General features: G+C 35.5%; 6 protein-coding genes and 2 pseudogenes. 6 read left to right on the plus strand and 2 right to left on the minus strand.

Annotation, left to right across the window (positions count from 1 at the left end):
• Positions 1 to 152: 152 nt before the first annotated feature.
• The 5 genes from HT717_RS01930 to HT717_RS01950 all read left to right on the plus strand — a co-directional run bounded on the left by HT717_RS01930 (position 153) and on the right by HT717_RS01950 (position 9,716).
• Positions 153 to 1,046, plus strand: a complete 894-nt coding sequence (locus HT717_RS01930) for an ABC transporter ATP-binding protein (RefSeq protein WP_000895303.1) — start codon at positions 153 to 155, stop codon at positions 1,044 to 1,046.
• Positions 1,043 to 2,242, plus strand: a complete 1,200-nt coding sequence (locus HT717_RS01935) for an ABC transporter permease (RefSeq protein ID WP_173304247.1) — start codon at positions 1,043 to 1,045, stop codon at positions 2,240 to 2,242. The genes HT717_RS01930 and HT717_RS01935 overlap by 4 nt, the downstream gene beginning before the upstream one ends.
• Before the next feature lie 215 nt (positions 2,243 to 2,457).
• Positions 2,458 to 2,904: a 50S ribosomal protein L13 gene (gene rplM / locus HT717_RS01940; protein WP_001044624.1), complete on the plus strand. Its 447-nt coding sequence runs from the start codon at positions 2,458 to 2,460 to the stop codon at positions 2,902 to 2,904.
• An 18-nt stretch (positions 2,905 to 2,922) separates the two neighbouring features.
• The gene (gene rpsI, locus HT717_RS01945; RefSeq protein WP_000075964.1) at positions 2,923 to 3,315 is read left to right on the plus strand and encodes a 30S ribosomal protein S9; all 393 of its coding nucleotides are present in this window, start codon (positions 2,923 to 2,925) and stop codon (positions 3,313 to 3,315) included.
• A gap of 572 nt (positions 3,316 to 3,887) precedes the next feature.
• On the plus strand, positions 3,888 to 9,716 hold the full coding sequence (locus HT717_RS01950) for a G5 domain-containing protein (RefSeq protein WP_173304249.1): 5,829 nt from the start codon (positions 3,888 to 3,890) through the stop codon (positions 9,714 to 9,716).
• 302 nt (positions 9,717 to 10,018) lie between these two features.
• Here HT717_RS01950 and HT717_RS01955 read toward each other — a convergent pair whose 3' ends face one another.
• Positions 10,019 to 11,227, minus strand: a complete 1,209-nt coding sequence (locus HT717_RS01955; RefSeq protein ID WP_173304252.1) for an ATP-binding protein — start codon at positions 11,225 to 11,227, stop codon at positions 10,019 to 10,021.
• A gap of 1,002 nt (positions 11,228 to 12,229) precedes the next feature.
• Here HT717_RS01955 and HT717_RS01960 point away from each other — a divergent pair.
• Positions 12,230 to 13,587: pseudogene (locus tag HT717_RS01960) on the plus strand (oligopeptide:H+ symporter).
• Positions 13,588 to 13,748: 161 nt separating this feature from the next.
• Here HT717_RS01960 and HT717_RS01965 read toward each other — a convergent pair.
• A pseudogene (locus HT717_RS01965) lies at positions 13,749 to 14,586 on the minus strand (IS630 family transposase).
• Positions 14,587 to 14,617: the final 31 nt, after the last annotated feature.

A 14,617-nucleotide genomic window follows, 5' to 3' on the forward strand; every position in this document is an offset into this window, starting at 1 on the left:
TAGCTTCCTAGTTTGCTCTTTGATTTTCATTGAGTATAAAAGTGCTCCAGGCCATATTTTACACAGCAATAGTCTTATAAAAAAGGACAGAAACCATTGTAAAGGCTATCAAAAAGGAGTATAATGAGTGCAAGACATTTCGGAGGTGAAAGATGCTAGAAGTAAGAAGTCTAGAGAAAAGTTTTGGATCCAAGCAAGTTTTGTTTGGTATTGACTTTCAAGCGCGACCAGGTCGTATTTTGGGATTAGTCGGGAAAAACGGTGCTGGGAAAACAACGATTTTCCACAGTATTTTGAAGTTTTTAGAATACCAAGGAGAAATCAGTCTAGATGGTCAGGATATTCGTCAGGAGACCTACGCTCGGATTGGCTATCTTCCTGAAGAACGCAGTCTCATGCCTAAATTGACAGTTCTTGAACAAGTTCGCTACTTGGCGACTCTAAAAGGCATGGATGCCAAGGAGGTCAAGGAAAAACTCCCTCAATGGATGAAGAGGTTGGAAGTGAAAGGGAAGCTGACAGATAAAATCAAGAGTCTGTCAAAAGGAAATCAGCAGAAGATTCAGCTCATCATTACTCTGATTCATGAACCAGACTTGATTATCTTGGATGAGCCTTTCAGTGGCTTGGACCCAGTTAATACTGAATTGCTCAAGCAAGTCATTTTTCAGGAAAAAGAGCGTGGAGCAACCATTATCTTTTCTGATCATGTCATGACCAACGTCGAGGAGCTTTGTGACGATATTCTCATGATCCGAGATGGCCGTGTGGTCTTGCATGGACCAGTTCAGGATGTCCGCAATCAATACGGGAAAACGCGTCTCTTTGTTTCAAGTGAGCGAAGTAAGGAAGAATTGGAAAACCTTCCTCATGTCAAGCAGGTGAGCTTGACCAAACAAGGCAGTTGGAAATTGATCTTGGAGGACGAGAGTGCCGGAAGAGAACTCTTCCCAATCTTGACTCAGGGGCAATATATCGCAACCTTTGACCAGCAAGCGCCAACAATCGATGAAATCTTTAAACTAGAATCAGGGGTGGAAGTATGAGAAATATGTGGGTTGTAATCAAGGAAACCTATCTTCGACATGTCAAATCGTGGAGTTTCTTCTTTATGGTGATTTCGCCGTTCCTCTTTTTAGGAATCTCTGTAGGAATTGCCTATCTCCAAGGCTCCTCAATGGCTAAAAATGATAAAGTGGCAGTAGTGACAACAGTGCCGTCTGTAGCAGAAGGACTGAAGAATGTAAATGGTGTTAACTTTGACTATAAAGACGAAGCAAGTGCAAAAGAAGCGATTAAAGATGAAAAATTAAAAGGCTATTTGACTATTGATCAAGAAGATAGTGTTCTAAAGGCAGTTTATCATGGCGAAACTTCGCTTGAAAATGGAATTAAATTTGCAGTTACAGGTACACTCAATGAACTACAAAATCAGCTTAATCGTTCAACTGCCTCCTTGTCTCAAGAGCAGGAAAAACGCTTAGCGCAGACAATTCAATTCACAGAAAAGATTGATGAAGCCAAGGAAAATAAAAAGTTTATTCAAACAATGGCGGCAGGAGCCTTAGGATTCTTTCTTTATATGATCCTGATTACCTATGCGGGTGTAACGGCTCAGGAAGTTGCCAGTGAAAAAGGCACCAAAATTATGGAAGTCGTCTTTTCTAGCATAAGGGCTAGTCACTATTTCTATGCGCGGATGATGGCTCTGTTTCTGGTGATTTTAACGCATATTGGGATTTATGTTGTAGGTGGTCTGGCAGCCATTCTGCTCTTTAAAGATTTGCCATTCTTGGCTCAGTCTGGTATTTTGGATCACTTGGGAGATGCATTTTCGCTGAATACATTGCTCTTTATTTTAGTCAGTCTCTTTATGTACGTAGTCTTGGCGGCCTTTCTAGGATCTATGGTTTCTCGTCCTGAGGACTCAGGAAAAGCCTTGTCGCCTTTGATGATTTTAATTATGGGTGGTTTTTTTGGAGTGACAGCTCTAGGTGCAGCTGGTGACAATCTCATCTTGAAGATTGGTTCTTATATTCCCTTTATTTCGACCTTCTTCATGCCATTTAGAACCATTAATGGCTATGCAGGGGGAGTAGAAGCATGGATTTCACTTGCTATTACAGTGATTTTTGCGGTGGTAGCAACAGGATTTATCGGACGCATGTATGCTAGCCTAGTCCTTCAAACGGATGATTTAGGAATTTGGAAAACTTTTAAACGTGCCTTAGTTTATAAATAGGAGAGCCTCGCGAAAGCGAGGTTTTTTAGAGATAAAAAGAGTGGAATTCAGAAAAATATTTTTCATATCTATTGACTTTTAGGGGTGAAATTTGGTATTATAGTAGGCGGTATTGTTTACCCCATTTGAAAGGCCCCGGAACCTTCCAAATACTTTTCGATGGGAAGGAACACCCATCACCGTAAACAAAAATCGAACTATATATAGGAGAAATCATGAACAAAACAACATTTATGGCTAAACCAGGCCAAGTTGAACGTAAATGGTACGTAGTTGACGCAACTGATGTACCACTTGGACGTCTTTCTGCAGTAGTTGCTAGCGTACTTCGCGGAAAAAACAAACCAACATTTACACCACACACTGATACAGGTGACTTTGTGATTGTTATCAATGCTGAAAAAGTTAAATTGACTGGTAAAAAAGCAACTGATAAAATCTACTACACTCACTCAAACCACCCAGGTGGATTGAAACAAATCTCTGCAGGTGAACTTCGTTCTAAAAATGCAGTACGTTTGATCGAGAAATCAGTTAAAGGTATGCTTCCACACAATACACTTGGACGCGCTCAAGGTATGAAGTTGAAAGTATTTGTTGGAGCTGAGCACACTCACGCTGCACAACAACCAGAAGTTCTTGATATTTCAGGACTTATCTAAGGAAAGGAACAATAAAGTATGTCACAAGCACAATATGCAGGTACTGGACGTCGTAAAAACGCTGTTGCACGCGTTCGCCTTGTTCCAGGAACTGGTAAAATCACTGTTAACAAAAAAGATGTTGAAGAGTACATCCCACACGCTGACCTTCGTCTTGTAATCAACCAACCATTTGCAGTTACTTCAACTGCAGGTTCATACGACGTTTTCGTTAACGTTGTAGGTGGTGGATACGCTGGTCAATCAGGAGCTATCCGTCACGGTATCGCTCGTGCCCTTCTTCAAGTAGACCCAGACTTCCGCGATTCATTGAAACGCGCAGGACTTCTTACACGTGACTCACGTAAAGTTGAACGTAAAAAACCAGGTCTTAAGAAAGCTCGTAAAGCATCACAATTTAGTAAACGTTAATTCGAAAGAATTACTATACTTATATAGAGCACCTTTCGAGGTGTTCTTTTTTATACTTTCTTACTAAATTGGTGCAATTGACACAGTTGTTGCGACTTTAGTCGCTTACAAATGTGGCTGCAACCTGACAAGGTCAGTTGCCTCAAAACGTTAATCAATACGATTATATCAACGTTTACAGACATTCAAGAATTTTCTCTTGGATGTCTTTTTTGTCTAAAAATCAAGAGTATCCACTAAATTTCAATCATTTATTTGTTAAATTTATTTTTTAGATTATTTTATCGAGAAGGAAAGATTTCTCATATTATGACTTTGCGAGCTCAGAGTCTGTATATACATACTCCCAAAATCACCTCCAAAGTTTGTATACACATCGTGTATGTACTTTTGAGGTGATTTGAATTTTGGGGAATCGCCCCCTTAAATTAAGAGATGAAGTTTATTTTTTATAAATTACTAATAAATACTAATAATACTTGAAAAATATTCGGTATGAGGATAAAATGTATATAAGATGAGTTATTTTTTTGAATATACGGAAGTAACTTATCAATAAAAAGGAGATCATTATGAAACTAAAAGATAAGTTTAATGCAACTGAACGTAGAAGAAAATTTAGTCTGAGAAAAGTTTCAGGAATTGGTGCAGTGTCTGCCGTTATTGGAATTATTGGCTTTTCTTCACTTCCTCTTGAAACAGTTTCAGCCACTGAAACAGCTATAACAGTAAACTATAAATATGCTACTACAGATGAGTTGACAGAAACAGAGAAAAAACTCATTGTAAACGAGTTACCAAAGAATCTTGTAGATGGTTCAGATCTGTTTGTTATCTATCGTAAATATACTGCAAATAATACTTTACCAAATACTGGAAGTAATGTATTGCCATTGGCTTCTATTATTGGAACAGGTCTATTGTTAGTTGCTTTTACCATAAAGAAAACTGGTAAAGCAGATAAGAAGATTGTTAAGAGTATTTTGTCTATCTCTTTGGTTGGAGGAGCTTTAACAGTAACAACTGTATCTGCTTTGACTGTTGCTACTTTGTTAAATTATAACCATACTGAAACAATAACAGCAGGTGCAACGTTCCCAGATGGTAAAGTGAAAATTTCTGGATATCAGTTCGTCGGTTACATTGATGGGAATGATGTAGTTACGAATCCAACTACTCCAGCAACTTTATTTCCATCACAGGAAAATAAAATTCAGGATACCATTGTTCCGACGGATGAACTTAAGAAAGATACTATTGATGATAGTCGTAGTAAAGCTACAGTGGCACCTATTAAACCACTAATCCAACCTCCGTCACAGGGCAATAAAATGCAGGATACTATTATTCCAACGGATAATCCTGAGAAAGATAATATTCATGCTGACAGTAGAGATAAAGTGGAGCCTATTAAACCAATAACTCAACTAAAAGAAGATGAACCAGTGAAACCTGTTGACCCTAAAGTTATTGATAAAATTATCAAAGTGGATGACTCTGGGAACACTTTAGAAGATGTTACTGGTTATACAAAAATTAGTACGAGCCAACCTGTTAAAACACGAGAAGTTCAGGATGGTCAGTTAGTTATCATTCGAACTGTAACTGAAGTTTACAAGAAAGATACTGTATCAGAAGAAAATAAAACTACGGATCTTCTTAAGGAAACCAACGTTGTTATCCCATCTACATTAGTGGAAATATTGTCTGAGGAAGTTGTGGAAGATGGGACGCCGGTTACAACTACTCCAACTGCTACTTCAACTCCTGATAAGCCAACAGTTGAAAAAAATGAGAAAATTGAAAATACAGGCACAGCATCTTTAACAGGATCATCAGTAGGAGAGGATAAAAAAGAAGAAATTACATCTCCAGTTGAGGCTTCAAGCTCTAGCTTGGAAACTATTGCAGAGCCTACAATAGTTAAAGCAAAAAAAGTTATTCGTACCATGCGTACTACAGAAGACATTCCGTTTGAAGTGGTTATTAAGAAGGATAGCTCTTTAGCTGAAGGTGAGACTAAGGTAGAAACAGAAGGGAAACTTGGGAAGAAAGTTTCTATTCAAAAGATTACCCTAGTCGATAATGTAGAGACTGTAAAGGAAACAATCTCAGAAACAATAGAAGAACCTCAAAATAAAGTTCTTATGATTGGAACGAAGAAAACGGCAACTCAACCTACTACTAGTGAGGTAGTATCAAGTGCGAGCTCAGCGGCGACTCTTGCTTCTGATTCTAAATCGACAACACAAAAAACTCCTCTCCCAGGTTACTATTCAGTAGAGATTACTGAATCTGAGAATAAAACAGTCGTTACCGACCGTGAAAAAGTGCGTGAGTTGGTAAAAGAAAGAACACCATTGCTAAATCTTATAGCACCAGATGGAGAAAAGTTGGTGCAGATGAAGATTACGGAGATTCTTGATAATAACTTATTTGAAGGACAACGTCGTTTGTCAGATATTCAGGCAAGTTATGTGACAGTACAGTTAAAACGTAAGAAAGAAGAAAATGGGAAAGAGGATGAGACGGAAAGAGTCTTAAAAGAAGATATTCCATTATTGACAGCTACGCAAAGAGTTGGAACAAAACGCTTACCGAAAGATCTAGATGTAACTGCTTTTAGAACTTTGGGAGGTATTTATCTCGAATGGAAAGCGAATGAAGGTCTTGTATATAGTATTCAAAAAGGTTCTAGTGAAAATCAATTGACAACTGTAACCTCCAAACAAGAGTTACCTGTTTTCACTGAGGAAGACACAACTGAGCAACCTTTATACTACAAGGTAACTGCTCGGTTGGGAGATAAGGTGGTTCAAGAGTCTCAAATTATCAAATTGGAAAAGAAATTAGACACTGATAAAGATGGCTTAAATGATGAAGAGGAAGATAAGTACTCTACAAATAAGTTTGTTGCGGATTCAGATAAGGATGGATTGACAGATTTCCAAGAGGTACACATCTATAAAACTAATCCATTGAAAGTAGACACAGATGGAGATAGACTGAGAGACTATGATGAGATTGCTTGGAAATTGAATCCTTTAAAACCTGATACAGATGATAATGGTATTACAGATGATTTAGAGGATTTAGATAAAGATGGCTTAAATAATTATGATGAATCTATTTTCAAAAGTAATGCTCTACAAAAGGATACAGATTTTGATGGTTTAGATGATAAGGCTGAACGTGACTTAGGTACTAATCCTAATGAGCTAGATAGCGATGGTGATGGAGTTTCAGATCGGTTAGAAAGCGAATTAGGTCTTAATCCTTTGAAGAAAGATTCTAAAGGAGATGGTATCAATGATGGAGATAGGAAATTTTCTAAAACCATCAAATCAGATAAAGGAAATGTAGACCCTAACATTGTACCGACGATTACAACAGAGTTGCCAGCGAATAAGTTAAACTCATTCTATCTATACAAGATTGATGATGACCATCCGGTGTTAAATAAAAATCTTCCAGGATATCTTGGAAGTGCTTATGAATTCAAAGCGGGATTACCAATAAGTAGTGCTGATGTAACATTTGATATCAATCCAACTCTCCTTACACCAGATAGCCGACCTGTTCTCCTTTACTTTAACAAAGAAAAATGGGAGTTTGAAGTTGTTAAAGAACAACACATGGAGGGAAATAAACTTGTAGCTAAGTTGGAGCATTTTTCTCCGTATACGATAGTAGATGCTAAGAAGAAATTCAATTTTGATGGAGTAGTTACGAAAAATAAACAGGAAGAAATCAAGAAAGAATATGACCAATATCTTCATGAGCTTTCTAAAGATTTATTTAAGCAATATACAAAGGATAAAGAACTATTTGATGGTGATTTATCTATCTTTGCAAATTTAGCATATAAATCCAAATTTCTTGTTTTTAAAGAACAATTGGAAAAAATGGAGAAAAATATTCAAACTTATTCTGGCTCCAATAGAGATGAGGAATTAAAGTTAATACCTATAGAAATTAGCTCTATCTATAACAAAATAGTTTATTCTGAATTAAAAAGTGTTATAAATAAACTAGTTTTTAAAAACGGAGAAGATTCTAAAAGTATTATAGAAGATGAGTTATTAAAATTAATAAAAGATCCATTTTCTACAAATCAGATTAAGAAAGTTATTGCTGAATTAGATAACATTATAAAGCAGACTAATTCTTTTGAAGATTATGTAGCTTCTCACGATCATATTGAAATTACATATAGCTACTTAGATACTACAAATCGTAAGCAAGAGCTTCAAAAATATTATGTTTATAAAGAAATTACTAGTGAATTAAGTAGTGGTTTTGATGCATCTACGTGGATTAATAACGAAAATATTGTAATTTCATATAGAGGTTCTGATGATGGTAAAGATTGGGGAAATCATTTATCCTATTTTGTAAATAAAAACAAATTATCGCTAAGAGATGGCTTATTTAGTGGAATAGCTGTTGGTGCTTCTATTGGAGCACTTGGTGGACCGGTAGGATTAGCTTTAGGTGGTATTGTTGGAGGTCTAATTGGAGCTGGAGCTGGTGGACTACTAGGGAATTTTTATGAAAAGAAAAATAATACTTCTTCTCCGGATATTCATTTACAGGATCAACAAGCAGTTCATTATTTTTTAGCTATCATTGATAAATATCAAAACAGACAATACTATATTACGGGTCATTCTTTAGGTGGTCGTTTAGCCTTAGTAGCTAATGATTCAGCAAAGTTATTAAATTTAACTCCTAAAACTAGAACATTTAATCCTCTAGGAACAGCTAAGAATATTTACAAAAACTCTTACGAAGGTGATATTCGTAATTATGTAAATATAGGAGAGTTTTTATCACTCTTAGGATATGGTCCGAGAGAAAAAACGTTTGAGGGAAGATTTGGAGGTTGGAATCCTGTTAATGCTCATATGATGGATCATATGATAAGAGATTATTCATCATATGAGACTGGTGCTGATACAAGTGAAGAAAAGATTTTCGAAAGACTAATTAAACGGTTCATCTTTACCAGTGGTGCAGGAGGGTGGTTCACAGTAATGTCTGTTTCTAAAGATGGTGATATCAAAGGGAATTACAATGCTCCGGTAAGTGGATACACTGGACCGGACCATCCAAATGGTCAAGTGTTTGTTTCTGATTTCACAGGTAAATTTACTGATTTAATTAAAGTTAATGACTATGAATATAAGATGACATTAACTAATTTGGATTATCCTAAGTCAGGAACAACAAAGATTGTCAATGGTGTGAAAATAGAGACAACAGAACCTTACGGAATAGCAGATAAGAAATCCCCAGGAAAAGAATTTATTCTTTATTTGCCAGGTCGTCCAGTTCAAGATTTACCAGAAGCAGTTGGTAATTGGATTTATGATTTCAAAAATCGTATGCCAGAGAAATTAACGAGTGCGGTAATTTTTAATAAAGATAAAGGATGGGCATTTGAAGAAAGTGATCAAATGATAAAAAAAGTCTCTCCGGAAATGCAATACGCTGAAATTCTTGTCAAGTATAAAAAATTATCTGTTGAAGGTTACGATGCTCTACATTCAGTAATAAATGGGGCGGAAGGCTTAGAACGTATGGTGATGAATTTTATAGCAGATGGTAGTAGATATAATCGTAAAGTTCAGTATTCTTTTTATGACATTAATAATGATAAACAAGAAGAACTGATTATTGGAGAATCATCAGGTTTTATTTCATCTATCTATACTTTGAAAAACAATAAACCAGTATTTGTTAAAGGAGCAGGGATGCCATCGGTAGGAGCTATGCGTTTAAGTCTATCTATTTATCAAGATGGTACTATAAGGTTTATCTCTGGATATGGAACAAATCCTAATTGGGAGGCGTCATCTTATCAAATAAAAGATGGCAATGTAGTAGAGAAAGAAAAGGCAAACTTTATTTTTGGGCAAGGTACGGATATTGCTAAATTATTGAATATCACATCAGATAGAGTAAACTTAGAAAAGGTAACATGGCATGATTTAAGAAACTTTAATCAGGGAGAAGATTATAAGTCTACAACAGCTAGTACTTCAATTTTAGCGGATGTATCTGCAATTATGAAAGGCGACACATCAAGTCTTGAGGGGACTTGGACGAACAGTAAAGGAGCAACAATTACAATAAAAGAAGGTAAGCTTTCAACTGGACGTTTCGAACAGGTACCGTTTGAAATTAAAACATTTACAAGACAGAAAGAATTTCCTTTATTAGAATTGAATACGGGAGATAATAATCCTCTGGGTAATCTTGCATTTGTTTTGATTCCAGCTAGAGATTCTGTAGATGCAGCAAATGATACATCTGATAGAACAAAGGATCGTTTAGTTCTTGGTTCTACAGTCGCACAAACCTCTGATATTTCATCAGATAGCTATTTTTATCGATGATTTTGAATGGGCTCATACCTTTACAACAACTATATGATTTTCCTACATCTTGATGGAAATGATGATGTATTCCAGAATTTTGATACAGTATTTACTAGGTCTTTACCTGAATAATATTTTTGATTGTAAGGCTAGGCATGATTACCTTATTTAATTTCTATCATTTTTTCTTTTGATGAAGGCTAACTTAGTTTCTACTGAATAAGCTTTTTCGGCCATAACAAAACACTCCTGTTCATAGTTTCACTAGATTTTGACAGGAGTGTTTTTCTTGTGTCTCAATTTATAGGTTCAGTACTTATCTATTTTTCTAGTAACCAATCTATGATATTTTTCTTCTCAATACCATTGTAATTTGCTGCTGGCTGAATCGTATCCATTGTTAATAGATATTTTGGGAATTGATCTTTAATGGCTTCTAGTGGTCTAAGTTCTCTTTCTAGTGTTTCTGGAGCAAGTGTTGTTTCACTGACCTGATAATAAGCGTAGTGACCAAGATCAGTTACAACAACAAAATCAACCTCATATTTATCTAAATTACCAACATATACTTGTGAATACCTACGTCTTAATTCCAAATATACAATATTTTCCAAGATATGCCCAATGTCTTCTTTGTGATCTGGTAATAAGAGATGTCGTAAACCTAAATCAACGGGATAATATTTTTCTAAGCGTTGCAATAATGCTCGACCTTTTACATCAAAACGTGGAACGGAATAAAAAAGTAAACTGTCTGTCAAAGTTGTCAAATAATTTTCCAAAGTATTATGGGATATTGAAACGTTTTGGCTGACTAGGGTATTGCGAATCTTATTTGTTGATATTAAGCTACCTGTACTACTGAGAAGGGTTCGGACAATACGCTCAATAATAGTAGGGTTTGGATTTCCCAATCTAGTGACAATATCATTTAACAGTATTGAGTTATATATTCCTCTGAGATAGTCAATTTTTTCAGCGTAAGATGATGTTTGCAATAAGTAAGGGAAGGCACTAAAGAGATAATTGTCAAAAATTTCTGTTGTATTCAGATTCTTTGAGAGAGCTTGACCTGATAGATATTCTTCAAATGACAAAGGAAGAACCTCTATCTCAACATACCGACCAGTCAAGTTTGTAGCTAATTGGCTACTCATAAAGTAGGCGTTGGATCCAGTCAAATAGAGGTCAACATTTGGTAGGATGAATAGACTATCTGCTACCAGTTCAAATTTTTCAACATGTTGAATTTCATCTAAAAAGATATAGTATGTTTTCTCCTCAACTAACCGCTCTTTTATATAAGCAAATAATGTTTGAAAATGTCGCAGTTCATAGTAACTCAAATCTTCGAAATTGATGGGTATAATCTGATTCTCGTCTACTCCAGTTGCTAGTAACTCCTCTTTATAGAGTTGAAAGAGAACAGATTTACCAGCTCGTCTAACTCCACTTACAACCTTAATGATTTGTCGGTCACGATGTCTTCTTAAAAAGTCTAAATAATGTGGTCTTTTAATATAGTTCATAAATAGATACCTCAAAGATAGTATAATACAAACAGTAATTATTTTCAAATATTTAGAAATAAAATAGAATTTGTTTTATTATTTTTAAATATCTAGAAATAATATTTAGGACGATTTAAATATCTTCAGGATAGAAAAAGAAATTGCACTGGCATGAAGAAACTGTATATTTGTTGCTAAACTGTACATCATCTTTATGATACAGTATTTCGTATTCCTCAACTACATAAGCTCCGAAAACTAAAAAGTGATAACCCTTTGATAACCTCTCGATTTTTAAAAGGATTATATATGTAAAAATGGGGGATTTATCTCTTAAAAAAACTTGATTTTAGTGATAATTTACCATAAATATCATAATGTAGAAAAAACCAGGTCTTAAGAAAGCTCGTAAAGCATCACAATTTAGTAAACGTTAATTCGAAAGAATTACTATACTTATACAGAGCACCTTTCGAGGTGTTCTTTTTTATACTTTCTTACTAAATTGGTGCAATTGACACAGTTGTTGCGACTTTAGTCGCTTACAAATGTGGCTGCAACCTGACAAGATCAGTTGCCTCAAAACGTTAATCAATACGATTATATCAACGTTTACAGACATTCAAGAATTTTCTCTTGGATGTCTTTTTTTATCTAAAAATCAAGAGTTCTCCTTCTTTTGCTTTTGAATGTATTCAAGAATGGAATGTTGATTGTTTGATAATATAATTTTAGTTTTACACATTAATAATTTTATAGATAAGTTTGATATTTTTTAATTGAAGATAAAGCGTAAACTAATCTAAATAGATTTTTCTAAAAAATTTTCTAAAATAAACAGAATTTGTTTGACATTTGTTTGAAAATTCTGTAAAATGAGTTATTATATTTTTAAGGAGAATATATATGGAAAAACAGAAAACATTTTTTGGACATCCTATTGGCTTGTCCACCCTCTTCTTTACAGAGATGTGGGAGCGCTTTTCTTACTATGGGATGCGAGCGATCCTACTTTACTATATGTACTATAGTGTGCAAGATGGTGGGTTGGGGATGGATAAGACCACAGCTGCATCGGTTATGGCGATTTATGGCTCGCTGGTATTTTTATCCTCGGTTGTCGGTGGTTTTGTCAGTGACCGTATTTTAGGAAGCCGTAAGACCGTCTTTTACGGTGGGATTCTGATTATGCTAGGGCATATTGCTTTGGCAACACCTTTTGGACAAGTGGCTCTCTATCTTTCTATTGCCTTGATTATCTTTGGTACTGGATTTTTAAAACCTAATATCTCAGATATGGTTGGGGGAATTTATGAGAAAGAGGATGATAGACGGGATGCAGGTTTTAGTATCTTTGTCTTTGGTATTAACTTAGGTGCCTTCGTTGCCCCTTATCTAGTGGGGTATCTAGGTCAGGAAGTCAATTTCCATCTAGGTTTCTCATTAGCTGCATTGGGATGTTCTTTGGTCTGGTGAAATATGTTTTAGATGGGAAGAAATACCTGCCTGAATCAAGTCTTTACCCCACTGATCCACTTTCACAGAAGGAGCAGCAGACCTTGATTAAACGCTTGCTGATTACACTTGTCATGGTTGTTCTGGTGATTTTAGGTTTAGTCTTTACTCACCAATTTAATGTGGATATGATTGTTAATATTTTTACAGTGATTGCGGTAATCATTCCAATCTACTATTTCTTCAAAATTTTATCTAGTCAGAAAATAACTGCTACTGAGAGATCTCGAGTATTTGCCTACATTCCTCTATTTATCGCTGGAGTCCTCTTCTGGTCTATTGAGGAGCAGGGTTCTGTTGTTCTCGCTCTATTTGCGGATGATCAAACTCGACTCTACTTTAATGTATTTGGAAATCAGATTCAGTTCCCATCTAGCTTTTTCCAAAGTATCAATCCACTTTTCATTATGATTTATGTGCCGATTTTTGCGTGGTTGTGGGGGAAAATGGGTAACAAGCAACCGTCCTCTTCTAAGAAATTTGCTTACGGTATATTTGCGGCAGGTTTATCCTTCTTGTGGATGATGTTACCGGGGATGCTTTTTGGAACAGATGTTAAGGTCAGTCCTTTCTGGTTGATTATGAGTTGGGCTATTGTGATTGTGGGGGAAATGTTGATTTCGCCTATTGGTCTATCAGTCACTACTAAGCTAGCACCAAAATCCTTCCAAGCACAAATGATGTCTATCTGGTTCTTGAGTAATGCTGCTGCCCAAGCTATCAATGCTCAAATTGTAAAATTTTATACAAGCGAAACTGAAGTCGCTTACTATGGAATTGTTGGAGGAATTACGATTGTATTCAGTATTATCTTATTCTTCTACGTTCCACGTATTGAAAAACTAATGTCTGGTATCAAATAGATAAAAATTTGAATTGCCGTACGGATTTTAAAAGTTAGAGCAATTATTTATTAAAAGGATTTAGTTCTGTATTGTACAGGGCTAAGTCTTTTTAGTTTGCTTAAAACTCACGATGTTTCTGATATTCCTAGTAGACATTTGTTCACTTTTTTTATTTATAGTCAATTGAAACAAGAATAAGACAAAAGAGCCTCGAAAAAAGTATTACAACTTGGTAATACCTTTTTGAGGTGCTTTTTGATATGAGCCCATGTTTTCTCAATAGGATTGTACTCAGGTGAGTAGGGAGGAAGTGGTAAAAGTTTATGCCTAAATTATTCAGATAAGAGCTCTAGCTTACCCATTCTATGTTATCCATAATAATAACTGATGGTTTGTTTAAGATTGGTAAGAGAAACTTCTGAAACCAAGCTTCAAAAAAGTCGCTCGTCATCGTCTCTTCGTAAGTCATTGGAGCGATTAACTCACCATTTGTTAGCCCTGCAACCAAAGAAATCCTCTGATATCTTCTTCCAGATACTTTACCTTTTATTAGCTGGCCTTTTAATGAGCGACCATATTCTCGATAAAAATAAGTATCGAATCCTGTTTCATCAATATAAACAGGTGCTAAGTGCTTTAAACTATTAAAATTCTTAAGAAATAAAGCTACTTTTTCTGGGTCTTGTTCATAGTAGGTGTGGTTCTTTTTTTTCGAGTGTACCCCATAGCTTTGAGAGCATAGTGAATGGTAGTTGGGTGACAGCCAAATTCAGCAGCTATTTCAGTCAAATAAGCGTCCGGATTGTCAGTAAGATAGTTTTTGAGTCTATCTCTATCAACTTTTCTTGGTTTTGTTCCTTTTACTTGATGGTTTAACTCTCCTGTTTTCTCTTTTAGTTTTAACCAGCCATAAATGGTATTACGTGAGATTTGGAAAACGTGTGATGCTTCTGTTATACTACCTGTTCGCTCACAATAGGAGAGAACTTTTTTACGAAAATCTATTGAATATGCCATAAGAAGACTATACCACATTATGTATTATTTT

This window comes from Streptococcus sp. 959 (assembly GCF_013277075.1).
Classification (GTDB): Bacteria; Bacillota; Bacilli; order Lactobacillales; family Streptococcaceae; genus Streptococcus; species Streptococcus pseudopneumoniae_C.